The following is a 25792-nucleotide window of genomic DNA, read 5'->3' as shown; positions in this document are numbered from 1 at the left end:
ACGTCTGCCTTGCCCGGGCCATTGTGCCAGCCCGGCGTGGGGGCGGTCAGACGCCGACCTCGTCGGCCGACTCCCGGCTGCCCGGAATCGCGCACTCGGTGGGGTCGCCCGCGCCCTGCTCGGCGGCCCGGGCCCGGGCGCGGCGGCGGGCCAGCGGGGCCGCGACCGCCGTCAGCACGAGGAAGGCGCCGATGGTCAGCAGCACGATCGTCGCGCCGGGCGGCACGTCCTGGTAGTACGAGGTGACCGTGCCGCCGATCGTCACGCTCACCCCGATGGCCACGGCGACGACGAAGGTCGCGGCGAAGCTGCGGGCGATCTGCTGGGCGGCCGCGACGGGCACCACCATCAGCGCGCTCACCAGGAGCAGGCCGACCACGCGCATCGCCACCGTCACGGTGACGGCCGCGGTGATCGCCGTGAGCAGGTTCAGGGCGCGCACCGGCAGGCCCGTCACCCGCGCGAACTCCTCGTCCTGGCTGACCGCGAACAGCTGCCGGCGCAGGCCAAGGGTGACCAGCACCACGAAGGCGGCCAGCACGCAGATGGCCGTGACGTCCGACTCGGACACCGTCGACAGGGAGCCGAACAGGTACGAGGTGAGGTTGGCGTTGGAGCCCGTCGGCGCGAGGTTGATGAACATCACACCGCCGGCCATGCCGCCGTAGAAGAGCATCGCGAGGGCGATGTCGCCGCGGGTCTTGCCGTACCAGCGGATCAGCTCCATGAGGACGGCGCCGAGGACGGAGACCAGGGTCGCCATCCACACCGGGGACCAGGTCAGCAGGAAACCGAGGCCGACGCCGGTCATCGCCACGTGGCCGATGCCGTCACCCATCAGGGCCTGGCGGCGCTGGACCAGGTAGATGCCGACCGCGGGGGCGGTGATGCCGACCAGGACGGCGGCGAGCAGCGCCCGCTGCATGAAGGCGTAGTCGAGGAGGTCCATCAGCTCAGCAGTCCCGTGCGGATCGGTTCGGCGCCCGCCGGTGCGTGCGGGTGTACGTGGTCGTGGCCGGGCAGGGCGTGCTGTCCGACGGCCTTCGGGGGCGGCCCGTCGTGCGCGACGCAGCCGTCCCGCAGGACGACCGCCCGGTCTATGAGGGGCTCCAGCGGTCCCAGTTCGTGCAGCACGAGCAGGACCGTCACGCCCTGCGAGACCTGCTCCCGCAGGGTGTGCGCGAGGACCTCCTGGCTGGCCAGGTCGACGCCCGCCATCGGCTCGTCCATGATCAGCAGTTCGGGTTCGGAGGCCAGCGCGCGGGCGATCAGGACGCGCTGGTGCTGGCCGCCGGAGAGGGCGTCGACCGGGTCCTTGGCCCGGTCGGCCATGCCGACGAGGTCCAGGGCGCGCCGGACGGCCGCGTGGTCGGCCTTGCGCAGCACGCCGAAGCGGGCCCGGGACAGACGGCCGGAGGAGACCACCTCGGTCACCGTGGCGGGCACGCCGGAGGCGGCCGTGGTGCGCTGCGGGACGTAGCCCACCCGGTGCCAGTCGCGGAAGCGGGCGCGCTCGGTGCCGAACAGCCGGATCTCGCCGGCGGCGGTCTGCACCTGGCCGATGACGCTGCGCACGGCCGTCGACTTGCCCGAGCCGTTGGCGCCGAGCAGCGCGACGACCTCACCGCGGCGCACGGTGAGGTCGATGCCACGCAGCACGGGCCGCGAGCCCAGGTCCGCGCGGACGCCGCGCAGGGATACGACGGGCTCGGTCATGCCGTCCTCCGATGGGTCGATCACTTGGCTCCCAGGGCCTTCTGCAGGGCCTTGAGGTTGGCTTCCATGACCTCGAAGTAGTCGTCGCCGCGGGACTTGTCGGTGATGCCCTCCAGGGGATCGAGGACGTCCGTCTTCAGGTCCGCGTCGCGGGCGAGGGTCTTCGCGGTCTTGTCGGAGACCAGTGTCTCGTAGAAGACGGTGGTGACGCCGTCGGCCTTGGCCTCCTCCTGGAGCTCGCGCACCCGGGCGCCGCTGGGCTCGCTCTCGGGGTCGAGGCCGGAGATGGCCTCCTGGGTGAGGCCGTAGCGCTCGGCGAGGTAGCCGAAGGCGGCGTGGTTGGTGAAGAAGACCTTGGTCCTGGTGTTCCTCAGCCCGTTCTCGAAGGCGCCGTTGAGGTCGTTCAGCTTCTTCACCAGGGCCGCGGTGTTCTTCCCGTAGTCGGCCGCGTTCTCCGGGTCGGCCTTCTCGAAGGCCTTGCCGACGCCCTCGGCGACCTCGGCGTACTTCACCGGGTCCAGCCAGACGTGCGGGTCGCGGGCGTGCTCCTCCTCCTCGGCGTGGCCCTCCTCCTCGGCGTGGCCTTCCTCGGAGTGGCCCTCCTCGCCTTCGTGGCTGTGGCCGCCGGTGCCGTGGTCCTCGAGGGTGGTGAGCGTGGCCGCGTCGATCTTCGTCTTGATGCCGGTCTGCGCGACCGCCTCGTCGACGGCGGGCTGCAGGCCCTTGAGGAAGAGGGCCGCGTCGGCCTCCTCCAGCTGCGCCCGCTGCTTGGTGCTGATCTCCAGGTCGTGCGGTTCCTGACCGGGTTCGGTCAGGCTCGTGACGTTCACGTGGTCGCCGCCGATCTGCTCGGCGAGGAACGCCATCGGGTAGAAGGAGGCGACGACGTCGAACTTGTCCGTGTTGCCCGTCGCCGCGCTGTCGCTGGAGCAGGCGGTCAGGGCGCCCAGGCCGAGAGCGGAGGCCAGGGCGGCGGGTATGAGGCGTCGTCGTACGTTCATGACAGTCATTTTCAACAAATATGGAAACCGTTGTCAACAAACGTCCTGACCGGGGCCTTGAGGGCCGCGGAGGGGGAGCGATTTGATTGAGGGGGCGCCCCCGCCGGTAACCTGAATCATTCGCTGGAAGCAACCTGCTCCGTCGCCCGTCGTCGTAATGAAGAGAGCACCGTGGCCGCCGACAAGATCGACACCATCGTCAGCCTGAGCAAGCGCCGTGGCTTCGTATTCCCCTGTAGTGAGATCTACGGCGGTCAGCGCGCCGCTTGGGACTACGGCCCCCTGGGTGTCGAGCTCAAGGAGAACCTCAAGCGCCAGTGGTGGCGCTACATGGTGACGTCCCGCGAGGACGTCGTGGGTATCGACTCGTCCGTGATCCTGGCCCCCGAGGTCTGGGTCGCCTCCGGCCACGTCGCCACCTTCACGGACCCGCTGACCGAGTGCACCTCCTGCCACAAGCGGTTCCGCGCGGACCACCTGGAGGAGGCCTACGAGGCCAAGCACAACCGCCTGCCGGAGAACGGCCTGGCCGACGTCAACTGCCCCAACTGCGGCAACAAGGGCCAGTTCACCGAGCCCAAGCAGTTCTCGGGCCTGCTGTCCACGCACCTCGGCCCGACCCAGGACTCCGGCTCCATCGCCTACCTGCGTCCCGAGACCGCGCAGGGCATCTTCACCAACTTCTCGCAGGTGCAGACCACCTCGCGCCGCAAGCCGCCGTTCGGCATCGCCCAGATGGGCAAGTCCTTCCGCAACGAGATCACGCCCGGCAACTTCATCTTCCGCACCCGCGAGTTCGAGCAGATGGAGATGGAGTTCTTCGTCAAGCCGGGCGAGGACGAGAAGTGGCAGGAGTACTGGATGGAGCAGCGCTGGAACTGGTACACCGGCCTGGGCCTGCGCGAGGAGAACATGCGCTGGTACGAGCACCCGAAGGAGAAGCTCTCCCACTACTCCAAGCGCACCGCCGACATCGAGTACCGCTTCCAGTTCGGCGGCAGCGAGTGGGGTGAGCTGGAGGGCGTGGCCAACCGCACGGACTACGACCTCGGCGCCCACTCCAAGGCCTCCGGCCAGGACCTGACGTACTTCGACCAGGAGGCCGGCGAGCGCTGGACCCCCTACGTCATCGAGCCCGCGGCCGGCGTCGGCCGCGCGATGCTGGCGTTCCTGCTGGACGCCTACGTCGAGGACGAGGCGCCCAACGCCAAGGGCAAGATGGAGAAGCGCACCGTGCTGCGCCTCGACCACCGCCTCGCCCCGGTGAAGGTCGCGGTCCTGCCGCTGTCCCGCAACCCGGAGCTGTCGCCGAAGGCCAAGGGCCTCGCCCAGGCGCTGCGCCAGCACTGGAACATCGAGTTCGACGACGCCGGCGCCATCGGCCGCCGCTACCGCCGCCAGGACGAGATCGGCACGCCGTTCTGCGTGACCGTCGACTTCGACACGCTGGAGGACAACGCGGTCACCGTCCGCGAGCGTGACTCGATGAAGCAGGAGCGCGTCTCCCTCGACCAGATCGAGGGCTACCTGGCGGCCCGCCTGGTCGGCTGCTGACGCCCCTTCCCCGTACGCCGGTGCCGGGTCCCTCCCAGGAGGGGCCCGGCACCGGCGTTCTCTCGCTTCAGTGGTCCGGCACCGGCGAGGGCGATTGGCCCTGTCGCCGCCGGCCGGGCCGCACCAGGGTGAGGCGCATGAGCATCGCCTTCCTGCTGACCACCCTGATCGTCGTCGCCACGCCCGGCACCGGTGTCGTCTACACCCTCGCCGCGGCGCTCTCCCGGGGCCGCCGCGCCGGTGTCGTCGCGGCCGTCGGCTGCACTCTCGGCATCGTGCCGCACCTGCTGGCCACGGTGACCGGCCTGGCCGCCCTGCTGCACGCGAGCGCGACCGCCTTCCAGGTGCTGAAGTACGCCGGGGTCGCCTACCTGCTGTACATGGCGTGGGCCACGCTGCGCGACAAGGACTCCCTCGGGGCCGGCGAGCGCGCGTCCGCGCCGCTGTCCGCGCGGCGGGTGATCGTGCGGGGTGTGCTGATCAACATCCTCAACCCCAAGCTGACGTTCTTCTTCTTCGCGTTCCTGCCGCAGTTCGTGACCCCGGGGCAGCCGCACGCGCTGGCGCGGATGGCCGGGCTGGGCGGGGTGTTCATGCTGGCCACCTTCCTGGTGTTCGCCGCGTACGGCCTGCTGGCCGCGTCGGTGCGCGGCCACGTGCTGAGCCGTCCGCGCGTCATGGCCTGGCTGCGCCGGGGTTTCGCGGGGTCGTTCGTGGCGCTGGGGGCCAAGCTGGCGGTCACGGCCCGGTAGCTGACAAGTATTGAATGACAGATATTGAAATCTGTCAGCTGTCATGTCAGGGTGGACGGCATGACGATGCGAACGCGCTCCCTCGGAACCACCGGCCCCCAGGTCTCCGCCCTCGGACTCGGCTGCATGGGCATGTCCGCCCTGTACGGCGAGGCGGACCGGGCCGAGTCCCTCGCGACGATCCACGCGGCGCTCGAAGCGGGCGTCACCCTCCTGGACACCGGCGACTTCTACGGCATGGGCCACAACGAGCTGCTGATCGGCGAGGCGCTGCGCACGGCCCCCGCCGCCCGGCGCGAACAGGCCCTGGTCAGCGTGAAGTTCGGGGCCCTGCGCGGTCCGGACGGCAGCTGGCTGGGCTATGACGGCCGGCCCGCCGCCGTGAAGAACTTCGCCGCCTACTCCCTGCAGCGGCTGGGCGTCGACCACATCGACGTCTACCGCATCGCCCGGCTCGACCCCGACGTGCCGGTCGAGGAGACGGTCGGCGCGATCGCGGACCTGGTCGACAAGGGCTACGTACGGCACATCGGCCTCAGCGAGGTCGGCGCCGGGACCATCCGCCGCGCGGCCGCCACGGCACCGATCTCGGACCTCCAGATCGAGTACTCCCTCCTCTCGCGGGGCATCGAGGCCGAGATCCTGCCGGCCGTGCGCGACCTCGGCATCGGCATCACGGCCTACGGAGTGCTCTCCCGGGGTCTGATCTCCGGCCACTTCACGGCGGACCGGCAGCTGGGCGCGGGCGACTTCCGGGCGATGTCGCCGCGCTTCCAGGGCGACAACCTCACGCACAACCTCAGTCTCGTCGAGGCGCTGCGGAAGATCGCCGAGCGGAAGGGCGTCACCGTCGCGCAGATCGCCATCGCCTGGGTGCTCAGCCGCGGTGCGGACATCGTGCCGCTGGTCGGCGCCCGCCGCCGCGACCGGCTCGGCGAGGCGCTGGGCGCCCTGGACGTGACGCTGGACGCGGCCGATCTCGCCGCCGTCGAACAGGCCGTGCCCGCCGGAGCCGCCGCCGGCGACCGCTACCCGGCGGCGCAGATGGCGCACCTCGAAGCGTGAACCGGGCTCCGGGTACGGTCAGGGCATGGCACCGACCAGCGAGACCCTGACCGCCGAGCGCATCCTGGAGGCGACCGAGGAGGTGCTGCGCCGCCACGGCCCGGCGAAGGCCACCGTGGTGGACGTGGCCCGCGCGCTCGGCGTCAGCCACGGCAGCGTCTACCGCCACTTCCGGACGAAGGCGGCGCTGCGCGAGGCGGTCACCAAGCGCTGGCTGGACCGCACCTCCGGGGAACTGTCCGGGATCGCGGCCGGCGACGGCGCCCCGGAGGCCCGGCTGCGCGCCTGGCTCGCCGCGCTGTTCGCCGCCAAGCGCCGCAAGGCGGGCGCGGACCCGGAGCTGTTCGCCACGTACACGGTCCTGACGGGTGAGAACGGCACGGCGGTGAGCGAGCACATCGCCGACCTGACCGCCCAGTTGACCCGCATCGTCCGGGCGGGCGTGGAGAGCGGCGACTTCTCCTGCGACGACCCGGAGGCCACCGCCCGCGCGGTCTTCCAGGCCACCGGCCGTTTCCACGACCCCTGTTACGCCCGGGAGTGGGAGGAGCCCGGGGCGCAGGCGGACTTCACGGCGGTCGTCGACGTGCTGGTGCGGGGGCTGCGGGCCTGATCGAGCGCTGCGGGCCCGGCCGGGGGAGCGCCCCCGGGTGCGCTCGGGCCGTGCGGGGCACAGGATGGGAGCGAGGGGCGGGTCGCCGCGGGGGAGCGCCGCGCAGAAGGGGATGGCGATCATGGATCTCACACTCCGCCCGGGCACCCCGGACGACGCCGCGGAGTGCGGCCGCATCTGCTACGAGGCCTTCGCCGGGGTCGCCGAGGAGCACGCCTTCCCTCCCGACATCCCGAGCCCCGAGGTCGGTGTCGCGCTGATCGAGGGCGCCCTGACGCACCCCGGGTTCTACGGTGTCGTCGCCGAGCTCGACGGCCGGACCGTCGGCAGCAACTTCCTCGACGAACGCTCGCCGGTCGCCGGGGTCGGGCCCGTCACGGTCGACCCGGCCGTGCAGAACGCGGGCGTGGGCCGCCGTCTGATGCGGGACGTGGTGGAGCGGGCCGCCGAGCGCGGGGCACCGGGCATCCGGCTGCTGCAGAGCGGCTACCACAACCGGTCGTTCTCGCTGTACGTGAGCCTCGGCTTCGTCCACCGCGCCACCGTGGCCTGTGTGCAGGGGCCGCCGATCGGGCGCGCCCTGCCCGGGTACGCGGTGCGGGAGGCCACGGACGCGGACCTGGCCGCCTGCAACGACCTGTGCCGGCAGGTCCACGGCGTCGACCGTGGCGGTGAGGTCGCCGACGCGCTGAAACAGGGCACGGCCCGGATCGTGGAGCGAGCGGGCCGCGTCACCGGGTACGCCACCGACCTGGCGTTCTTCGCGCACGCCGTGGGGGAGACCACCCCCGACCTCCAGGCACTGATCGCGGCGGCCCCGCGGTTCGGCGGCCCGGGCGTCCTCGTCCCGGTGGGCGACGCCGTGCTGCTCCGCTGGTGCCTGTCCCACGGCCTGAAGGTCGTGCAGCTGCTGAGCCTGATGACCATCGGCCTCTACAACCAGCCGGACGGCGCGTACCTGCCCTCGATCCTCTACTAGGCCGGCCTCCCCGGTCCGCTCACGCCGCCGTCGGGTCCACCGTCGCCTGGTGGGCCTCGGCCAGGTGCTCCTCCGCCTTCAGCCAGGGCAGGAACTGGGCGCCTCTGTGCCAGCCGCAGGTGTCGCATCTGATCGTGCGCTGCGCCCCCGTGTGCCGCACCCGCACCACGTGTTCGCGGCCGTGCAGGTCCCAGCGGCTGACCTTGCTGGTGTCGATGTGCGCCATGACGCCTCCCGCGTCCAGGAATCCGACCGGTCCGGTCGGCTCGCGGCAAGCAGTGCGGCGAGACCGACATAACAGGGTTTCCCCGGAAGCGAGTTGTCAGACCGTGCGCCGCGCGCGCCGGGACAGGAGGGGACGGCCGCTTCGCCGACCTGCCCGGTCAGCGCCCCTGGGCCCGCTCCGCCGTCACCACCGCGTCCCGCGCGTCGGGCGTCGCCAGCCGCTCGGCCGTCCGCTCCGCGGTCCGCCGGGCCCACCGTCCACTCGTCACGGCCCCGAGCGCCAGCACCGCGAAGCCGCACGCCACGAGGATCCACCACCCCGGCCGCGCGGCGGACACGAACGCCTCCCGGTACGAGGACGCGCCCACGCCGGAGGCGAGCACCGCGCCCACCACCGCGACCCCCAGCGTCTGCCCGAGCTGCCGGCTCGTCGAGGCGACCGCCGCGGCCACCCCCGCCTGGGCCCGCGGCATGCCGGAGACCGCCGTGTTGGTGATGGGCGCGTTGACGAAGCCGAAGCCGACGCCGAACAGGACGTAGCCGGCGCAGAGCGTGACGTTCGACGTCTCGGCCTCGAACGCGGCGAAGAGCACCGCGCTCGCCGTCATCGCGAGGCCCGCGATCACCAGGGGCAGCCGGGGCCCGCGCGTGCCGACCAGACGGCCGGACAGCGGCGCGCACAGGAACGTCGGCACCGCCATCGGGAGCATCCACAGCCCCGCCTCCAGGGCGGTCAGACCCCGTACGTTCTGCAGGTACAGCGTCGACAGGAAGAGGAAGCCGCCGAGCGCCGCGAAGGCGCTGACGGCGACGACGGTCGCCCCGCTGAACGGAGCCGAACGGAAGAAGCGCAGGTCGATCAGGGGCTCCGTGCGGCGCGGCTCGTACCAGAGCAAGGCGGCGAGGGCGGCCAGGGCGAGCACCGCCGGCGGGGCCAGGGACGCGAAGGCCGTGCTGGGCGCCTCGATGATCGTGTACGTCAGCGAACCGAACAGCGCGATCACCAGGACCTGCCCCACCGGGTCCGGGCGGCGGGCCCGGGGCGCGCGGGACTCGGGGACGAAGCGCAGGGTCAGCAGCAGGGCCGCCAGGCCCACCGGCAGGTTGATCCAGAAGATCGAGCGCCAGCCGACCGACTCCACCAGCAGGCCCCCGACCAGCGGACCGGCGGCCATGGAGATGCCGACGACCGCGCCCCAGGCGCCGATCGCCCGGGCCCGCTCGCGCGGGTCCGTGAACGTGTTGGTGATGATCGACATGGCGACCGGGTTGAGCATCGAGCCGCCCACCGCCTGGACCATCCGGAAGGCGACCAGCGCCTCCAGGCTCGGCGCGAGGGAGCACAGCACCGAACCGAGCGTGAAGACGACCAGGCCCGCCATGAAGACGCGCTTGCGGCCGATCCGGTCGGCGGTGGAGCCCGCGAGCATCAGCAGCGACGCCAGTACCAGCGTGTAGGCGTCGATGGTCCACTGCAGGCCCGACGTGCCGGCGTCCAGGTCCTGCTGCAGGGACGGCAGGGCCACGTTCAGGACCGTGTTGTCCAGGCTCACGATCAGCAGGCTCATGCAGCAGATCGCGAGCACCAGCGCGCGGCGGCGGGGACTGGGCTCGGGCATGGGCTCCATCGTACGCCGACTTCGATAGTGTGGCTAACTAATGAATTTTGCCAAGTCATTGCACGGCACAATGGAGAGATGTCCACGCCCCTGCAGATCGGCCCGCACACCGTCCAGCCGCCCGTCGTCCTGGCCCCCATGGCCGGGATCACCAACGCGCCCTTCCGCACGCTGTGCCGGGAGTTCAGCGGCGGCAAGGGACTGTTCGTCAGCGAGATGATCACCACCAGGGCGCTGGTCGAGCGCAACGAGAAGACCATGCAGCTCATCCACTTCGACGCGACGGAGCGGCCCCGGTCGATCCAGCTCTACGGTGTGGACCCGGTCACCGTCGGCAAGGCCGTCCGCATGATCGCGGAGGAGGACCTCGCCGACCACATCGACCTGAACTTCGGCTGCCCCGTGCCGAAGGTCACCCGCAAGGGCGGCGGCTCCGCGCTGCCGTACAAGCGGAACCTGCTGCGGGCGATCCTGCGCGAGGCCGTCAGCGGCGCCGGCGAGCTGCCCGTGACGATGAAGATGCGCAAGGGCATCGACGACGACCACATCACCTACCTCGACGCCGGCCGGATCGCCGTCGAGGAGGGGGTCACCGCCATCGCCCTGCACGGCCGCACCGCCGCGCAGCACTACGGCGGCACCGCCGACTGGGACGCCATCGCCCGGCTCAAGGAGCACGTCCCGGAGATCCCGGTGCTCGGCAACGGCGACATCTGGTCGGCCGGGGACGCCCTGCGGATGGTGCGCGAGACCGGCTGCGACGGTGTGGTCGTGGGCCGGGGCTGCCTGGGGCGGCCGTGGCTCTTCGCCGACCTGGTGGCCGCCTTCGAGGGCCGCACCGAGGACATCGCCCGGCCCACCCTGCGCGAGGTCGCCGACGTCATGGTCCGGCACGCCACGCTGCTCGGGGAGTGGATCGGCGACGAGTCCCGGGGTGTGATCGACTTCCGCAAGCACGTCGCCTGGTACCTCAAGGGCTTCGCGGTGGGCTCCGAGATGCGCAAGCGGCTCGCGATCACCTCGTCCCTGGCGGAACTCCGCTCCGGCCTGGACGAACTGGACCTCGATCAGCCCTGGCCCGCCGGCGCCGACGGACCGCGCGGCCGCACCTCGGGCAACAACCGCGTGGTGCTGCCGGACGGCTGGCTGAAGGACCCCTACGACTGCGCCGGCGTCGGCGAGGACGCCGAACTCGACACCTCCGGCGGCTGATCAGCCCTTCGAGGGGCGCGGTGTGGAGCCGTACGCCTTCAGGAAGCGGTCGCGGAAGGCGTCCATCCGCCACACCGGCGCGTCCCGGTCCGGCTTGAGGCCCTCGGTCCAGTTCCAGTCGCCGATCCTCTCCAGGACCTCCGGGTCCCTGGCGACGACGGAGATGGGCACGTCACGGGAGGCCCGGGCGCCGCTGACCCGGGCGATGGGCTGGTGGTCGCCGAGGAAGACCAGGACGGTGTCGTCGGTGCCGTAGCGCTCCAGCCACTGGGTGAGGCCGGTGAGCGAGTACTGGATGGACTTCCCGTACTCCTGGCGGGACTTGGCGGTGTCGGTGAGGACGTCGGAGGCCTTGTTGCCGGCCTTCTCGATCGCGTCGAAGACCGAGCCGTCGCCGAGCTCGTCCCAGCCGACCATCCGCGGCAGGGGCGCCCAGGGCTGGTGACTGGACGTCAGGATCACGAACGCCATCAGCGGCTTGTCGCGTTCCGCGCCGTGCACCCGGCGCTGGAACGCCTCCAGGGCGTACTGGTCGGGCATGGTCGACCAGCTGAACTTCGGCCCCCGGTAGCCCAGGTCGAAGGCGTCGTAGAGCCGGTCGAGGCCGTACCACTCCTCCTCCGGCCAGCCCTTCTGCACACCCGGCATGACGCCGACCGTGTCCCACGCGCCGGTCTTCTGGAAGGCCTTGGTGAGGGTGAGGTGGTCGCCCGCAGTGACCGTGCGGTAGCGCCGCTGGTTGTCGATCCACAGGCCGGACATGGTCGTGGAGTGGCCGAGCCAGCTGCTGCCGCCGAACGTCGCCGAGGTCAGCCAGCCGCTGCGGGCGTGGAAGCCGGCCTTCGCCAGGGACTCGGTGCCGGTGGCGAGGGTCCGGCCGACGCCGGGGGCCATGACCGGATCCTCCAGTGCGCTGCGGCCGTAGCTCTCGATGAACGTGAAGATCACGTCCTTGCCGCGCAGGTCGGGCAGGAGCTGATCGGGCGGGGTGGCGCCGAAGCTGTCCGCCTTCGCCTGCCGGGTGAACGCCGCCTCGTCCCGCAGTGACTCCACCGTGCGCTGCGCGTGCACCCGGAGGGCGCCGGCCGCCCGCTCGGAGGCGATCGGCCCGCCGAACAGGGTGAGCCCCAGGGCGGAGCAGGTGACCCAGACGGTGCCGGCCGCCAGGGCGCCCCGGGTCGCCGGGACCCGGTGGCGGGCCAGCGTCTCGGCGAGCCGGACCGAGGCCGCGACCAGCACGGCGGCGAGCAGCACGATCAGCGCGACCGCGCCGGCGGCGGCCGCGGTCGCGACGGTGCCGCCCAGCGTGTCCCGGACGTAGGCCTGCGCGTCGGGCAGCAGGTCCCAGTCGAGCGCGGCGTTGAAGCCCCGACCCAGGTACTCGTTGAACCCCATGTCGAGCAGGTTCACGGCGGTCAGCGCCGTGAGGCCGAGCCCGTAGAGCACGGCGGCGGCCAGCCGGGGCCGGCGGGGCAGTGCCAGCACGACGACGGCGCCGATGACCGCCTCCGCCGGGACGCGGGTGAAGCTGACCGCTTCGAGGGCGGGCAGGGTGTTGGGCAGGAGCAGCACGCCGAGGACCAGGACGGCCGCGAGGGCGGTGGTGGCGAGGTGGAGGGCGCGGGCGGCCCGGGGACGACGGGTGCGCCAGGCGCGCAGGTGCGCGAGCCGGGGCCCGGGCGCGGCAGCCCGGGCCTCCTCCGCTGGGGCCCCCTCCCGCCCCGTCCCGGGTCCGGCCCCCGGACTGCCCGAGCGCGACGACTGGCCAAGGCGTGTGAAGACAGGCACCCGGAGGTCCTTCCCGTACGAAACCCGGCGAAGTGGCGGACCCGCGTGGGGGGACGGGTCCGCCTCCGTTCCGTACGGGGCGTCCGCCGGGTGCGTTCAGCCCGGCGGGCCGCCACTCGGCGAACACCGGGCGAACGGACGGCCAACCGGCCCTCGTCAGGCGCCGCCGACCGCGGTGAGCAGCGCCAAGGGGGCCGACGCCGACCGGGACTCGCGTACGCACGCGTGCGGGTAGGGCACCGGCTCCGGATGGGTGTCCCGGCCGTACCCGGCGAGCACCTCCGGCAGCCGGTGCCCGGTCACGGACGCCGCGTCGACCAGGCCGTGGGCGATCGCCCGGGCCTCGTCGTGCAGTCCGTAGCGGGCCAGGCCCAGGGCGATCAGCGCGTTGTCGTGCGGCCAGACGGAACCGCGGTGGTAGGAGAGCGGGTGGTACGCCGGCTGCCCGGCGGCCAGGGTGCGCACGCCCCAGCCGGAGAAGAAGTCGGGCTCCAGCAGGCGCCGCCCGACCAGTTCGCCGTACTCCTTGTCCAGCAGGCCCGACCACAGCAGGTGCCCGGCGTCGGAGGCGAGCGCGTCGACCCGGTCGCCGCGGCCGTCGAGCGCGAGCGCCGGGAAGGACCGCTCCGGCATCCAGAAGTCCCGCTGGAACCGGTCGCGCAGATCACCCGCCGCCTGTTCGAGCAGCTCCGCGTACGTCCCGTCCTGCCACACCGCGCGCGCGAGCCACGCCGTGCGGCGCAGCGCGTCGTAGGCGTAGCCCTGGGCGCCCGCCGCCGTGACCGGGCCGTGCGGGCGGGTGCCGTCGGCGGAGCAGATGGCGCCGGGGGAGTCCTTCCAGTTCTGGTTGGCGAGGCCGCCGCGGTCGGCGCGGTAGACCAGGTAGCCGCGCGAGGTGAGGCCGCCGTGGTCGAGCATCCAGCCGACGGCCGCGCGGGCGTGCGGTTCCAGGCGCCGGGCCAGGGCCGTCTCGCCGGTGTGCTCGGTGTAGGCGCCGAGCAGGACGAGGAACAGCGGGGTGGCGTCGACCGAGCCGTAGTAGCGGCGGTAGGGGACCTGGCCGAAGTGGGCCAGCTCGCCGTGGCGCACCTCGTGCACGATCTTCCCCGGCTGGGCGACCTCGTCGGCGCCGGCGCGGGTGGCCTGGGTCGCGGCGAGCGCGGGCAGGGTCGCGGCGGCCAGTCCCGGCCGGTAGGGCAGGGCGAACAGCGACGTCAGCAGGGCGTCCCGGCCCAGCAGCGTGAGGAACCACGGGGCGCCGGCCGCCGGGACGCGCAGTTCCTCGCCGTCCGGGCCGGTCGCCGGGACCTGGAGCGCGGCCAGGTCCGCCAGGCCCCGCGCGCAGGCCGCGGCCAGCTCCGGCCAGCCGCTCGGGAACGCCACGCCCTCCATGAACGCGCCCTCCCGGGCGATGAGGTGCTCCTGGACGGCGGCGGGGGAGCGGGGCACGCGCAGGGCGCGCTTGTCGCCGTGCGGGCGGGCGACGACCCGCAGCACCAGCTCGGCGCTGTCGTGCGGGCCGAGGTGCACGGTCCACACCAGGCGGCGGGCGCCGGTGCCGGTCTCCTCCACGGCGTCGGGCCGGGGCTCGGCCGTCACGCTCGTCACCGAACGCCACTCGCCGCGCCGGTAGACGAACTCCACGCCGTGGCCGAGGACCTGACGGGAGCGGACGGCACCGGCCTTGGTGTAGGTGCGGTGGTCGGAACGCAGTTCGAACTGGTCGGTGAAGTCGGCGTCGGCCGTGACCGCGAGGCGGACCGTCGTCGGCACCGGCCGGTTGCTGGTGAGGCGCAGCGACTCCACGAACGAGGCGTCGCCGACGGCCTGTTCGCGGAAGAGCGTGTACGCGGGCGGCTCGTCGCGGCCGCCGCGCGGGACGAGGACACAGCGCGCGGTGTCCCCGTCGGCCACCGGTGTCAGGGTCTCCGGCACGGCGCCGTCGACGGTGAGCTGCCACCGGCTCAGGTGCCGCGCGTCCCGTACGAACATGCCGTCCGGGGTGCTGCCACCCCGGTAGCCGCTGATGTCGCCGCGATCGCCCACGGCGGCGAACGTCTGGCCGTGCACGAGCAGATGATGCCGGTCCGTCATCCCCGGTCCCCTCCCATGATCGCCGTGAGGCCGTGCCGGTCCCCTGCGGGACGGTCGTGCAGCAGATCGAGTGCGAGTGCGGCCGTCCAGCCGAAGCCGGTGGCGCCGCAGGGCTGTGCCGTGTGCGGGTCGACGTACTCCGCGAAGCCGGAGGCGCCGGCGGTGTGCAGGATGCCCCTGCGCAGGGCGTCGGCCCGGCCGCGCTCGCCGTGCAGCCGCAGTCCGCGCTCCAGCAGCCAGTTGGTGTTGAACCAGGCCGGGCCGCGCCAGTAGCGGTGCGCGTCGAAGGCGTCGCCGAGCAGGTCGTAGCTGGGGACCAGGCGGGTCGTGCCGCCGAGGCCGAAGTGCGGGCCGCAGACCGTGCGGACCAGGGTGGCCGCGAGGTCGCGCGGGAGGTCCGGCAGCAGCAGCGGGATCAGCCCGGAGACCCCGCGCTCGGGGATCGGCTCCCCGGCGCGCACGTCCCGGCACAGGAACATGCCCGCGGCCGGTTCCCACAGCCGCTCCACCAGTGCCGCCGTCAGCCGCCCGGCGCGGGCGGCGGCCCGGTCCCGGCCCGGGGCGCCCAGTTCGCCGGCGATCCGGGCCAGGGCGTACTCGGAGGCGATGAGCAGCGCGTTGAAGGCGGGGTCCTCGACGGCGAACTCGCCCCGCCCGTCGGCGTATCCGCCGTCCCGGTAGTCCACCGCCAGCCGCACGTAGCGCCCGTAGTCCAGGTCGGTCGGCCGGTCCTCGGGCGCGCCGTGGGCGAGGTCGGCGCGGCGGAAGGAGCGGGCCGGGGCCGGGGTGATCCGGGACAGCGGGCGGTCCCAGCAGGGGCTGTTGTCCATGCCCTGTTCCCAGGGGTGCACCACGCAGACCAGGCCGCCGCCGCCCAGGTCGCGCCGGTGCAGCAGGTAGCGGTGCCAGGCGGCGAGCCGGGGGTAGGCCCGGGTGAGGAAGCCGCGCGCCCGGGACAGGCCGGGGTCGGCGAGGTGCACGAGCCAGACGGCCAGCGCGTGGACCGGTGGCTGCACGATCCCGGAGGTCTGTACGGTGCGCGGGGCGCCCGCGGCGCGCCCGGCGGACGACGAGCGCCAGAAGTCGGGGCTCGGGAAGTACGCGTCGAGCGGGACGGAGGGGTTGAAGACGATGTGCGGGATCCGCCCGTCCCCCCACTGCGCCGCGAGCAGCGTCTCCAGCTCCGTCTGGGCCCGTAACGGTGACAGGTGCCGCAGGCCGATCGCGATGAACGCCGAGTCCCACGACCACTGGTGCGGATACAGGCCGCGTGAGGGCACGGTGGACCTGCCCGTCCAGTTGTCCTCCAGCACCTGTGCGGCCCCGGCCCGCAGGCAGGGCGCCGAGGCGGCCGGGCCGTATGCGATCCCGCGCCCCGCGGGGCGCGGGGTGAGCTGGGCGGTGCGATCCACTCGGGGCTCTCCCAAGGCCGTACTCCTGACCGGGACCGGCAAGAGCTACCGTAGAGTTACGTCTATTTAACACGCAAAACCCACTATGTAATGCAGGGTTGGGAAACACAAGGGGGTGTGCATGACGGGACGCGGTCAGGGCAGCGCCGGCGATCTGCTCGAACTGGTGCGCAGTCGCCGCGCCACGACCCGGGGTGCGCTGCAGCAGGCGACCGGACTGTCCCGGGCGACCGTCGGGCAGCGCCTGGACCGGCTCTTCCGCGCGGGCTGGCTGCGCGAGGGCGCCGGCGGGCCGGTGGACTCCCCGCTGGGCGGACGGCCCTCCATCACGCTGGAGTTCGACGACGAGCACGCGGTGGTCCTGGCCGCCGACCTGGACACCCGGCACGCCCGGGCGGCCGTGCTGTCGCTGAGCGGCGAGATCCTCGCCGAGCACTCCGGCACCCTCGTCGTCGAGGACGGGCCGGACGTGGTGCTCGGCGAACTGGGCCGCTGGTTCGCCGAGTTGCTGACGAAGGCCGGCCAGGGGGCGGAGGCGGTGTGCGGGGTCGGCCTCGCGGTGCCCGGGCCGGTCGACAGCGACACCGGGCGCGTCGTCCAGCCGCCGATCATGCCCGGCTGGGACGGCTACGACCTAAGGGGCCGGACGGCCCGCGCCCTCACCGAGCACACCGGCGCGGGCCCGGTGCCGGTCCTGGTGGACAACGACGCCAACCTCATGGCGTACGGCGAGCAGCGCACCGGCTATCCCGACTGCTCCGCCTTCGTGCTGGTCAAGGTCTCCACCGGTATCGGCGCGGGGGTCGTGGTCGACGGCTCGGTGTTCCGCGGCGTCGACGGCGGCGCGGGGGACATCGGGCACATCCGGGTGCCCGAGGGCGCCCAGGCGCTGTGCCGCTGCGGCTCCTACGGCTGTCTGGCCGCCGTCGCGAGCGGCGGAGCGGTCGCGCGGCGGCTCGCGGAGGCCGGGGTGCCGGCCGCCTCCGGCTCGGACGTGCGGGACCTGCTGGCCTCGGGGCACCCGGAGGCGGTCGGACTCGCCCGGGAGGCCGGGCGCCGGGTCGGGGACGTCCTTGCGACCGTGGTGACCCTGCTCAACCCCGGCGTGCTGATGATCGCCGGGGATCTGGCCGGAACACCCTTCCTGACGGGCGTGCGCGAGCTGCTCTACCAGCGGGCGCTGCCCCGCTCCACCGCCCACCTCGACGTCGTCACCGCGCGGCTGGGCGAGCGGGCGGGCCTGGTGGGGGCGGGTGCGATGGTCGTGGAGCACCTCTACGCGCCCGAGCGGGTCGAGGAGCGGCTGCGCGCGCTCGGGGTGTGACGGGCGCGTTTCCGCCCGAAGACGCGTCCGCATGGTGAAATCCGGTCGGCTGTGGCAGCGTGATTCTCGCCACCCTTGATAAGGGTTGCGCTCAGATGAGCGGATCTTGAGCGGCTGCACTTCTCCAAAGGGTGGCACTGAGTGCCACCCTTTGATCGTTCATCGAGCGAAATCAAATGTGCGGAATGACCGCTCATGTGAGCGCACGCGAGGTTCGAGGAAGGCTCTCGCGTTCAAGAAGTGAAAACATGCGGCTGTGATCGCTTGTCGCGCCTTGACTTTCGATCCGCTGGCGGACGAGTGGTTACAGGCGCATGACGCGCGAGTGGACCTCCCCAGACGCCTTTGATCTGGGTATGTTCCTCGCCGTCAGGGCAGCCACCGCGTCCTCGAGGAGTCGAGACCCGTGTCGGAAAACAAAGATCCCCACGTAGCTGAGCACGGTAAGAGTGTTGAGGGCGTGAAGTTCGTTTACGACTTCACCGAGGGCAACAAGGACCTCAAGGACCTCCTCGGTGGCAAGGGCGCGAACCTCGCCGAGATGACGAACCTCGGCCTTCCGGTCCCGCCCGGCTTCACCATCACCACCGAGGCCTGCAAGGTCTACCTGGACAGTGGCGAGGAACCGGCGGCACTGCGTGACGAGGTGAGTGCGCACCTCGACGCGCTGGAGGCCCGCATGGGCAAGAAGCTCGGCCAGGCCGACGACCCGCTGCTGGTGTCGGTGCGTTCGGGCGCCAAGTTCTCCATGCCCGGCATGATGGACACCGTCCTCAACATCGGCCTGTCCGACAAGTCCGTGCAGGGCCTGGCCAAGCAGGCCGGCGACGAGCGCTTCGCGTGGGACTCCTACCGCCGCCTCATCCAGATGTTCGGCAAGACCGTCCTGGGTGTCGACGGCGAGCTGTTCGAGGACGCGCTGGAGGCGGCGAAGGCGGCCAAGAAGGTCACGGACGACACCGAGCTGGAGGCCGCCGACCTCAAGAAGCTCGTCACCAAGTTCAAGAAGATCGTCAAGACCGAGGCCGGGCGGGACTTCCCGCAGGACCCGCGCGAGCAGATGGACCTCGCCATCAAGGCCGTCTTCGACTCCTGGAACGGCGACCGGGCCAAGCTCTACCGCCGCCAGGAGCGCATCCCGCACGACCTGGGCACGGCCGTCAACGTCTGCTCCATGGTCTTCGGCAACCTCGGCCCCGACTCCGGCACCGGCGTCGCCTTCACCCGCGACCCCGCCTCCGGCCAGCAGGGCGTCTACGGCGACTACCTGCAGAACGCGCAGGGCGAGGACGTCGTCGCCGGCATCCGCAACACCGTGCCGCTCGCCGAGCTGGAGCGCATCGACAAGAAGTCGTACGACCAGCTCATGCAGATCATGGAGACCCTGGAGAACCACTACAAGGATCTCTGCGACATCGAGTTCACCATCGAGCGCGGGGTGCTGTGGATGCTGCAGACCCGCGTCGGCAAGCGCACCGCGGGCGCGGCCTTCCGCATCGCGACCCAGCTGGTGGACCAGGGCCTGATCGACGAGGCCGAGGCGCTCACCCGCGTCAACGGCGCCCAGCTCGCGCAGCTGATGTTCCCGCGCTTCGACGAGGGCGCCAAGGTCGAGCAGGTCGGGCGCGGCATCGCGGCCTCCCCGGGCGCGGCGGTCGGCAAGGCCGTCTTCGACTCCTACACGGCCGTCAAGTGGTCCCGCTCCGGCGAGAAGGTCATCCTGATCCGCCGCGAGACCAACCCCGACGACCTGGACGGCATGATCGCCGCCGAGGGCATCCTGACCTCCCGCGGCGGCAAGACCTCCCACGCGGCCGTCGTCGCCCGCGGCATGGGCAAGACCTGTGTCTGCGGCGCCGAGGAGCTGGAGGTCGACACCAAGCGCCGCCGGATGACCGTGCCGGGCGGACACGTCGTCGAGGAGGGCGACGTCGTCTCCATCGACGGCTCCACGGGCAAGGTCTACCTCGGCGAGGTGCCGGTCGTGCCGTCGCCGGTCGTGGAGTACTTCGAGGGCCGGATGCACCCGGGCGCCGACGACGCCGACGAACTCGTCGAGGCCGTGCACCGCATGATGGCCTTCGCCGACCGCAAGCGCCGCCTGCGGGTCCGCGCCAACGCCGACAACGCCGAGGACGCGCTGCGCGCCCGCCGCTTCGGCGCCCAGGGCATCGGCCTGTGCCGCACCGAGCACATGTTCCTCGGCGACCGCCGCGAGCTGGTGGAGCGGCTGATCCTGGCCGACACCGACGCCGAGCGCGAGGAGTCCCTCAAGCAGCTGCTGCCGCTGCAGAAGCAGGACTTCGTGCAGCTCTTCGAGTCGATGGACGGCCTGCCGGTCACCATCCGCCTGCTCGACCCGCCGCTGCACGAGTTCCTGCCCGACATCACCGAGCTGTCGGTGCGTGTCGCCCTCGCCGAGTCCCGCCAGGAACCGCACGAGAACGAGCTCCGGCTCCTCCAGGCGGTCCACCGGCTGCACGAGCAGAACCCGATGCTCGGCCTGCGCGGTGTACGGCTCGGCCTGGTCATCCCCGGCCTGTTCACCATGCAGGTCCGGGCGATCGCCGAGGCCGCGGCCGAGCGCAAGGCCGCCAAGGGCGACCCGCGCGCCGAGATCATGATCCCGCTGGTGGGCACGGTCCAGGAGCTGGAGATCGTGCGGGAGGAGGCCGACAAGGTCATCGCCGAGGTCGAGGCGGCCTCCGGCGCCGAGCTGAAGCTGTCCATCGGCACGATGATCGAACTGCCGCGCGCCGCCCTGACCGCCGGTCAGATCGCCGAGGCCGCGCAGTTCTTCTCCTTCGGCACGAACGACCTCACCCAGACGGTGTGGGGCTTCTCCCGGGACGACGTGGAGGCGAGCTTCTTCACCGCGTACCTGGAGAAGGGCATCTTCGGCGTCTCCCCGTTCGAGACGATCGACAAGGACGGCGTCGGCTCCCTGGTGAAGCTGGCCGCCAAGGCCGGCCGCGAGACCCGGCCCGACCTCAAGCTCGGCGTCTGCGGCGAGCACGGCGGCGACCCGGAGTCGGTCCACTTCTTCCACGAGGTCGGACTCGACTACGTCTCCTGCTCCCCCTTCCGCATCCCGGTCGCCCGCCTGGAAGCGGGCCGGGCGGCCGTCCAGTCCCAGGGCAGCGACCACCGCTAGCCGGGGCGCACGGACCCGGAGCCGCCGACGGTCCCCGACCCTCACCGATCGCGGCGGCTCCGGAGCACGAAGAGGAGCGGGGCCCCACCTGTGCGGAGGCGGGGCCCCGCTCTCGCGCCGCGCCGGGCGGGCACGGGTGCGTGGCCGGTGCGGGCCGGGCACCGGTGCCGGCGTGCCGCGTCCGCGTCGGTGGGCCTTCTTGTGCGCGCGCTGACCCTTTCCGCTCCGGCATCGGCCGGTCCGCCGCCCGCCGGGAGCGGGGAGTGCCCGGCACCGGACGGCCGGTGCCGGGGCGGGCCCGCCCGTACGCCCCCGCCCGCCGCGCGGCTGGGAGCGTACGGGGACGGCCCCGGCGCGCTGCCCGGCGCCGGACGGCCGAGCGCGTGAGCCGCCCGGCGGCCGGGGGCGACGCGAGGGCCGCCGCGGCGGCGGCCCCGGGCCCGGCGCGTCCCGGTCACCGCGGCAGGCCCTCCCGCAGCGCCACGACGGCGCCCGTGAGGGCCGCGGTGTGCAGGGCGGTCAGGGCGGGCAGCGGGGGCAGCAGGGCGGTGGAGCCGAGCTCGTCGAGGGCGAACAGGCCGTGGTCGTCGTGCTCGCCGCTGCGCCGGACGGCCGGTTCGGCGGGCAGCCTGCCGCCGTAGTAGTAGAAGTCGATCACGGGGCCCGTGCCCTTGACGTCGGCCCGGTGGTCGTAGCCGATGAGCCGGGGCGTGCCGTCCAGCACGATCCCGGTCTCCTCGTGCACTTCCCGGCAGGCGGCCCCGAGGGGGTCCTCGCCGTGGTCGAGCATGCCGCCCGGCAGGCCCCAGAGCCCGGCACCGGGCTGGCCCGCGGCGTAGCGCAGCAGCAGGACCCGGTCCCGCGCGTCGAGCAGCAGGACGCAGGACGCGACGATGGTCTGCGGCAGCGTCTTGACCCACTCGGCACGCGGCAGCACGCGCGGTACGTCGGTGGCGGGCGCGGTCGTGTCCACGGTGGTGTTCCCTTCCCTCGGCCGGGCAGTCCACGACGAACTGCCCAACCGGTGGAACGGCCGGACGGGCCGATGGTCACCGGCGGGTCCGGTTCAGGTCTCGCGGGCGACTCCGTCGTCGTCACGGTCCGGGTGTGAGGCGTACCCGGGTTCACCGCGCCGTGGGTTAGCACCTTCGGCGGTGGATGGTCGGGTGAAGGCGGACGGAGCGGGCTTACGAGCGGAACGGGCCCCGCACCTCGTACGTGATGCCGCCCGAGGAACTGCCGCTGGTGCCGCGCTGGCTGGAGAAGTACAGGCGGGTGCCGTCCGGGGAGAAGGCCGGGCCGGTGATCTCCGAGCCGGACTGGCCGTCGACGCGGAGGAAGGGGGCGACCACGTCGGTGGGGGTGATGACGCAGATCTCCATGGTGCCGCCGTCCTCGGCGACGAAGAGGTCGCCGGAGGCGGAGCCGGTGACGTTGTCCACGCCGGTGAGCGGGGCCGTGCCGGACGTGACCAGGGAGTCGTCGTAGGCGAGTTCGATGGTCTGGGCGGCGGCGTTGTACTGCCAGACGCGGTTGTCGCCCTTGGTGGTGAACCAGCAGGTGTCGTCGGCGTAGTAGCAGCCCTCGCCGCCGTTGAAGCGCTTGGCGCCGGAGACCTGGTTGCGGGTGGCGGTGGCGCCGGTCGGGTCGGGCACGCGCGCCCAGGTGACCGGGCCGCTCGTGCCGCTGCCCGCCACCAGGACCTCCAGCGTGCCGGAGGACAGGTCGCCCCAGGTCGTCGGCCGGAAGCGGTAGAAGCAGCCGTCGGTGACGTCCTCCGTCAGGTAGACGACCCGGCGCACCGGGTCGGCCGCCGCCGCCTCGTGCTTGAAACGGCCCATCGCGTCCCGGCGCACGGCCGCCTTCACGCCCCAGGGGTCCGTCTCGTAGACGTAGCCGCGGTCGACCTCCTCGCAGGACAGCCAGGTGTTCCACGGGGTCGTGCCGCCCGCGCAGTTCTGGCGGGTGTTCGACAGGATGCGGTACGCGCCGGTGATCGCGCCCGTCGAGGAGAACCTCACCGCGCTCGCGCCGCCCGAGGGGTTGATCTCGGAGTTGGAGACGTAGATCCAGCCGGTGCCGTCGGCGTAACAGGCGCCGCCGTCCGGGGCGTTGTGCCACATGTACGACGTGCTTCCGACCCGCTGGCCGGAGCGGGCGATCACCCGGCTCGTGAAGCCGCTGGGCAGTCTGATGCCGTTGGCGTCGGGGGAGCCCAGCGCCCCGTAGGGGCCGGCGCCGGGTTGGGCCGGGGCCGCGTACGCGGCGCCGCGCCACAGGGTTCCGCCCAGCGCGGCCGAGGTGCCGCCGAGGACGGCCGCACGCAGGAGGCTACGACGTTCCACTCTCACTCCAGAGGTGCCGTACCGCCCCGCCGCCGGTCGACGGCAGGGTCGTGCGTGGGGGGAGGCGGGAAGGACGCTAAGCGGGCCGGATTGACGGAGCATGGACAACCAGTGGCCGGGGGGCGACCGCCTGGCTTCCGGGACCGCGGGTGGGCGGATCACCGCGGACCGACCCCGGACATGCCGGGGTGGCGTGCACGCGCGAGCGCGTCCACGCCACCCCCCCCGTGCGTGCGGGCGGGTCAGCCGCAGCTGCCGGAGATCCACCGGTGGGAGCGGACCTTGTAGGTCCCGGCGAGGTTGCCGCCGTGCTGCTGGCGGGTGCAGCCGACCCGGTCGCTGTAGTCGGCGCCCCGGTAGTAGGCGACGCCGCTGGAGCTGCTGGTGCCGGCGTTCCACACCGACTTCACGTTGGTCGTGGCGGCCCAGGAGCACCGGATGGAGCCGTTCTGCCAGTCGGGGTCGGCCACGTCCCACGAGCACTTGCTGCCCGTGAAGTTGGCGCCGGTCCAGAAACAGACGTGCCCGGAGGCGCAGTCCACCGCGGCCGGAGCGGCCGGCGCCGCCGACGCGGAGGCCGGCACGGCCAGGGTCGTGACCGCGGCGGCGCTGACGGCGAGCGCCGCGAACAGCGGGGTGGTGCGGGAGGTGCGGCGTACGGAAAGGCGCATGAGCCTGTCTCCTCGGAGAGGGGGACGGTGGAGCGGACGGCCCGACGCTGGCAAGGCACGGCGCCGGCCGGCAAGGACGGCGGGGCCCGCTGGGACGCCGGGACGGTGGGACACCGCCGGACTGGGGCCTTGCGCGACCGTTGGGACGGCCATGGGACGCCTTTGGTGGCACAGTGTCGGCACGGGACGCCCGACCAGCGTCCGGTGGGGATCGTCGAGGGGGGATGGGCGTTGTTCGCATGTCCGGAAACGGAGCGGTTCGCCGCGTTGCTGCGTTCGTTGAAGGGCCGGTCCGGGCTGAGTTACGAGGCCCTCGCCAGGAAGTCCGGACTGGCCGGCTCGACCCTGCACCGCTACTGCCGGGGCACCTCGGTGCCGCAGGACTACGGGATCGTCCACCGGCTGGCCGTGGTCTGCGGCGCCACCCCGGACGAGCTGCGCGCCCTGCACCGCCTGTGGGCGCTGGCGGACGCCGAACGCAAGGCGGCGGCCGGGGAAGCGGACGCCGAACGCAAGACGGCGGCGGGAGAAGCGGGAACGGAGCCGGAAGAGGAACCCGGGGCCGGACACGACACGGAACCGGCGGCCGAGGATCCGGGGGGTGACCCGGGTGGTGACCCGGGGGCGGAACCGGCCGGCGAGCCGGCTTCCCGGCCCGCGCGGCGGCCGCGCCGGCGCGGCATCCGTACGTCGGTCGTCGTCGCGGTGGCCGTCGCCGCCGTCGGCGTCTCCGCCTGGGCGCTGTCGAACGGCCGGTCGCCCTCCGGCGAGTCCGGCGGGGGCGGAGGCGGCGCCGGCGACGCGCGGCCGCTGTTCTCGGCCGGCTGCCCGCCCGTGATCGCCATGGGCGAGCACGACACCTGCGTGGAGGAGGTGCAGCGCCTGCTGCGGGCCAAAGGGGCGGACATCGACGTCGACGGCAGCTTCGGGCCGCAGACCCTGCGCCGGGTCACCGCCTTCCAGGTGCTCGCCGGTCTCCGGCCCAACGGGGTCGTCGCCGAACCCACCAAGGAGGCGCTGTACGCCTCGCGGGTCCGGATGACCGTCTGGCCCGAGGAGAAGGTGCGGCAGCGGGTCCGCGCGGTCTTCCCGGAGGTGCCGGACAAGGCCGTCGCCATCGCCGACTGCCAGTCCTTCCTCGACCCGCTGCACATCCTGCCCAACACCAACGGGACCCGGAACTGGGGCCTGTTCCAGATCTCCGACGCCCGTCTGCGGGAGCTGGGCGGTACCCCGCGCCAGGCCCTGGACCCCGAGTGGAACATCCAGGCGGCCAGGAAACTGTGGAGCCGGGACCGTGACTTCGGCGACTGGCCGCACTGCGCACGGGCCGCGGACCCGGGCGCCTCCCCGAAGGCGTCCGCAGGGGCACGGCCACCGCGCTGAACGTCGCCCCAGGCGTTCCGCGGCCGGGCCGGTCCGCCGGGAGCGGAACCGGCCGCCGGGGCCGTCCCGGGGTCAGGCCGTGGCCCCGCTGTCCACCACCAGGTCGGTGCCCACCACCGACGCGGCGTCGTCCGAGGCCAGGTAGAGGACCGCCGCGGCCACCTCCCGCGTCGTGGAGATCCGGCCGAGCGGGAGGCCCGCCCGGGCCCGGTCGGCGCGGTCGGCGTCCGTCTCGCCCGGCATCAATGACATCGGCGTCTCGACGGCTCCGGGGCTGACCGCGTTGATCCGGACGCCCTCGCGGATGTGGTCGAGCGCGGCGCCCCGGGTGAGGACGGAGACGGCGGCCTTGGTGGCGGCGTACGCGGCGGCTCCCGGGGCACGGGTGTGGACGCCGTAGGTGGAGGCGATGTTGACGATGGCGCCGCCGGCCGGCTGGGTGCGCATCTGGCGGACCTCCTCCCGCAGGGCGAGGAACACACCCGTGACGTTGGTGTCGAGCTGGGCGTGCCAGTCCGCCTCGGGCAGGTCGGCCAGCGGGGCGCCGCCCCGGAAGACCCCCGCGTTGTTCACCGCCACGTCCAGGGAGCCGAAGTGCTCGACGGCGGCCGCCACCGCGCCCCGCACGTCGTCGGCCCGCGCGACGTCCGCCGTGACGGCCAGCGCCTTCCCGCCCGCCTCCTCGATCGCCGCCGCCGTCTCCTCCAGCGGTTCGCGCCGGCGGCCCGCCAGCACGACGTGCGCCCCTTCCGCCGCGAGCGCGAGCGCGACGGTCCGGCCGATGCCCGATCCGGCGCCGGTGACGAGAGCGGTTCTGCCGGTGAAGCGCTTGGTCATGGATGTCCCCTGTTTTCTTGACCGGTTGTTTCTTGACCGGTCGGT

General features: G+C 73.0%; 21 protein-coding genes and 1 pseudogene. 9 read left to right on the top strand and 13 right to left on the bottom strand.

All coding sequences use genetic code 11. From position 1 onward, the window contains the following. Window positions 1–46: 46 nt before the first annotated feature. The 3 genes from AC07DA_RS16970 to AC07DA_RS16960 are packed head-to-tail and all read right to left on the bottom strand — an operon-like array spanning window position 47 to window position 2717. Window positions 47–949, bottom strand: coding sequence for a metal ABC transporter permease (locus tag AC07DA_RS16970; RefSeq protein WP_479128856.1), 903 nt, complete (start codon window positions 947–949; stop codon window positions 47–49). Beyond that, window positions 949–1716, bottom strand: a complete 768-nt coding sequence (locus AC07DA_RS16965) for a metal ABC transporter ATP-binding protein (RefSeq protein WP_479128854.1) — start codon at window positions 1714–1716, stop codon at window positions 949–951. Before AC07DA_RS16965 ends, AC07DA_RS16970 begins: the two co-directional genes overlap by 1 nt. Before the next feature lie 20 nt (window positions 1717–1736). Continuing rightward, on the bottom strand, window positions 1737–2717 hold the full coding sequence (locus tag AC07DA_RS16960) for a metal ABC transporter substrate-binding protein (RefSeq protein ID WP_479128852.1): 981 nt from the start codon (window positions 2715–2717) through the stop codon (window positions 1737–1739). A gap of 171 nt (window positions 2718–2888) precedes the next feature. On the opposite strand from AC07DA_RS16960, the gene AC07DA_RS16955 reads away from it, so the two are divergent. The 5 genes from AC07DA_RS16955 (at window position 2889) to AC07DA_RS16935 (ending at window position 7680) form a co-directional block, all read left to right on the top strand. Then, window positions 2889–4271, top strand: coding sequence for a glycine--tRNA ligase (locus tag AC07DA_RS16955; RefSeq protein ID WP_383322718.1), 1383 nt, complete (start codon window positions 2889–2891; stop codon window positions 4269–4271). Window positions 4272–4408: 137 nt separating this feature from the next. Next, on the top strand, window positions 4409–5023 hold the full coding sequence (locus AC07DA_RS16950) for a LysE family translocator (RefSeq protein ID WP_479128849.1): 615 nt from the start codon (window positions 4409–4411) through the stop codon (window positions 5021–5023). 60 nt (window positions 5024–5083) lie between these two features. Next, a complete protein-coding gene (locus AC07DA_RS16945) occupies window positions 5084–6088 on the top strand; it encodes an aldo/keto reductase (protein ID WP_479128847.1) in 1005 nt (334 codons plus the stop codon). 25 nt (window positions 6089–6113) lie between these two features. Beyond that, on the top strand, window positions 6114–6701 hold the full coding sequence (locus AC07DA_RS16940; protein WP_479128845.1) for a TetR/AcrR family transcriptional regulator: 588 nt from the start codon (window positions 6114–6116) through the stop codon (window positions 6699–6701). A gap of 121 nt (window positions 6702–6822) precedes the next feature. Next, entirely contained in the window at window positions 6823–7680 is an 858-nt protein-coding gene (locus tag AC07DA_RS16935) for a GNAT family N-acetyltransferase (protein ID WP_479128843.1), read from the top strand. 19 nt (window positions 7681–7699) lie between these two features. Here AC07DA_RS16935 and AC07DA_RS16930 read toward each other — a convergent pair whose 3' ends face one another. Next, complete coding sequence (locus AC07DA_RS16930) at window positions 7700–7906, bottom strand: hypothetical protein (RefSeq protein WP_479128841.1); 207 nt, start codon at window positions 7904–7906, stop codon at window positions 7700–7702. 157 nt (window positions 7907–8063) lie between these two features. Next, on the bottom strand, window positions 8064–9524 hold the full coding sequence (locus AC07DA_RS16925; RefSeq protein ID WP_479128839.1) for an MFS transporter: 1461 nt from the start codon (window positions 9522–9524) through the stop codon (window positions 8064–8066). 78 nt (window positions 9525–9602) lie between these two features. On the opposite strand from AC07DA_RS16925, the gene dusB reads away from it, so the two are divergent. Next, window positions 9603–10736, top strand: coding sequence for a tRNA dihydrouridine synthase DusB (gene dusB / locus AC07DA_RS16920; RefSeq protein ID WP_479128837.1), 1134 nt, complete (start codon window positions 9603–9605; stop codon window positions 10734–10736). Here dusB and AC07DA_RS16915 read toward each other — a convergent pair whose 3' ends face one another. The 3 genes from AC07DA_RS16915 to AC07DA_RS16905 all read right to left on the bottom strand — a co-directional run bounded on the left by AC07DA_RS16915 (window position 10737) and on the right by AC07DA_RS16905 (window position 16030). Then, complete coding sequence (locus tag AC07DA_RS16915) at window positions 10737–12524, bottom strand: alkaline phosphatase family protein (RefSeq protein ID WP_479128835.1); 1788 nt, start codon at window positions 12522–12524, stop codon at window positions 10737–10739. It abuts the gene before it with no gap. A 156-nt stretch (window positions 12525–12680) separates the two neighbouring features. Continuing rightward, window positions 12681–14618, bottom strand: coding sequence for an amylo-alpha-1,6-glucosidase (locus AC07DA_RS16910; protein ID WP_479128833.1), 1938 nt, complete (start codon window positions 14616–14618; stop codon window positions 12681–12683). Then, window positions 14615–16030 (bottom strand): MGH1-like glycoside hydrolase domain-containing protein, encoded by a 1416-nt coding sequence (locus tag AC07DA_RS16905; RefSeq protein WP_479128831.1) that lies wholly within the window; start codon window positions 16028–16030, stop codon window positions 14615–14617. Before AC07DA_RS16905 ends, AC07DA_RS16910 begins: the two co-directional genes overlap by 4 nt. 121 nt (window positions 16031–16151) lie before the next feature. On the opposite strand from AC07DA_RS16905, the gene AC07DA_RS16900 reads away from it, so the two are divergent. Both AC07DA_RS16900 and ppdK read left to right on the top strand, forming a co-directional pair. After that, complete coding sequence (locus AC07DA_RS16900) at window positions 16152–17354, top strand: ROK family protein (RefSeq protein ID WP_479128829.1); 1203 nt, start codon at window positions 16152–16154, stop codon at window positions 17352–17354. 406 nt (window positions 17355–17760) lie between these two features. Beyond that, window positions 17761–20508, top strand: a complete 2748-nt coding sequence (gene ppdK, locus AC07DA_RS16895) for a pyruvate, phosphate dikinase (protein ID WP_479128827.1) — start codon at window positions 17761–17763, stop codon at window positions 20506–20508. Between the two features lie 454 nt (window positions 20509–20962). On the opposite strand, the gene AC07DA_RS16890 is transcribed toward ppdK, so the two are convergent. From AC07DA_RS16890 to AC07DA_RS16875, 4 genes and pseudogenes are all read right to left on the bottom strand, one after another. Beyond that, entirely contained in the window at window positions 20963–21481 is a 519-nt protein-coding gene (locus tag AC07DA_RS16890) for an NUDIX hydrolase (RefSeq protein ID WP_479128825.1), read from the bottom strand. A gap of 93 nt (window positions 21482–21574) precedes the next feature. Next, a pseudogene (locus tag AC07DA_RS16885) lies at window positions 21575–21652 on the bottom strand (excalibur calcium-binding domain-containing protein); the annotation flags it as partial. A 43-nt stretch (window positions 21653–21695) separates the two neighbouring features. Further along, complete coding sequence (locus AC07DA_RS16880) at window positions 21696–22853, bottom strand: alkaline phosphatase PhoX (protein ID WP_479128823.1); 1158 nt, start codon at window positions 22851–22853, stop codon at window positions 21696–21698. Between the two features lie 242 nt (window positions 22854–23095). Continuing rightward, on the bottom strand, window positions 23096–23524 hold the full coding sequence (locus AC07DA_RS16875; protein WP_479128821.1) for a peptidase inhibitor family I36 protein: 429 nt from the start codon (window positions 23522–23524) through the stop codon (window positions 23096–23098). A gap of 267 nt (window positions 23525–23791) precedes the next feature. On the opposite strand from AC07DA_RS16875, the gene AC07DA_RS16870 reads away from it, so the two are divergent. Then, complete coding sequence (locus AC07DA_RS16870; protein ID WP_479128819.1) at window positions 23792–24910, top strand: helix-turn-helix domain-containing protein; 1119 nt, start codon at window positions 23792–23794, stop codon at window positions 24908–24910. Window positions 24911–24982: 72 nt separating this feature from the next. Here the strand turns inward: AC07DA_RS16870 and AC07DA_RS16865 are convergent, their stop codons facing one another. Then, complete coding sequence (locus AC07DA_RS16865) at window positions 24983–25747, bottom strand: SDR family NAD(P)-dependent oxidoreductase (RefSeq protein WP_479128817.1); 765 nt, start codon at window positions 25745–25747, stop codon at window positions 24983–24985. Window positions 25748–25792 lie beyond the last annotated feature (45 nt).

This window comes from Streptomyces sp. NPDC044921 (genome assembly GCF_056432865.1).
This window is presented reverse-complemented; position numbering and strand designations above follow the sequence as displayed.

What these genes read in the sequence shown, in the direction of transcription:
- AC07DA_RS16965 (WP_479128854.1), bottom strand. Translation starts at nt 1,716, where the DNA reads ATGACCGAGCCCGTCGTATCCCTGCGCGGCGTCCGCGCGGACCTGGGC.
- AC07DA_RS16865 (WP_479128817.1), bottom strand. Translation starts at nt 25,747, where the DNA reads ATGACCAAGCGCTTCACCGGCAGAACCGCTCTCGTCACCGGCGCCGGA.
- AC07DA_RS16930 (WP_479128841.1), bottom strand. Translation starts at nt 7,906, where the DNA reads ATGGCGCACATCGACACCAGCAAGGTCAGCCGCTGGGACCTGCACGGC.
- AC07DA_RS16875 (WP_479128821.1), bottom strand. Translation starts at nt 23,524, where the DNA reads ATGCGCCTTTCCGTACGCCGCACCTCCCGCACCACCCCGCTGTTCGCG.
- AC07DA_RS16950 (WP_479128849.1), top strand. Translation starts at nt 4,409, where the DNA reads ATGAGCATCGCCTTCCTGCTGACCACCCTGATCGTCGTCGCCACGCCC.
- AC07DA_RS16945 (WP_479128847.1), top strand. Translation starts at nt 5,084, where the DNA reads ATGACGATGCGAACGCGCTCCCTCGGAACCACCGGCCCCCAGGTCTCC.
- AC07DA_RS16940 (WP_479128845.1), top strand. Translation starts at nt 6,114, where the DNA reads ATGGCACCGACCAGCGAGACCCTGACCGCCGAGCGCATCCTGGAGGCG.
- AC07DA_RS16970 (WP_479128856.1), bottom strand. Translation starts at nt 949, where the DNA reads ATGGACCTCCTCGACTACGCCTTCATGCAGCGGGCGCTGCTCGCCGCC.
- AC07DA_RS16960 (WP_479128852.1), bottom strand. Translation starts at nt 2,717, where the DNA reads ATGAACGTACGACGACGCCTCATACCCGCCGCCCTGGCCTCCGCTCTC.
- AC07DA_RS16935 (WP_479128843.1), top strand. Translation starts at nt 6,823, where the DNA reads ATGGATCTCACACTCCGCCCGGGCACCCCGGACGACGCCGCGGAGTGC.
- AC07DA_RS16925 (WP_479128839.1), bottom strand. Translation starts at nt 9,524, where the DNA reads ATGCCCGAGCCCAGTCCCCGCCGCCGCGCGCTGGTGCTCGCGATCTGC.
- dusB (WP_479128837.1), top strand. Translation starts at nt 9,603, where the DNA reads ATGTCCACGCCCCTGCAGATCGGCCCGCACACCGTCCAGCCGCCCGTC.
- AC07DA_RS16900 (WP_479128829.1), top strand. Translation starts at nt 16,152, where the DNA reads ATGACGGGACGCGGTCAGGGCAGCGCCGGCGATCTGCTCGAACTGGTG.
- AC07DA_RS16910 (WP_479128833.1), bottom strand. Translation starts at nt 14,618, where the DNA reads ATGACGGACCGGCATCATCTGCTCGTGCACGGCCAGACGTTCGCCGCC.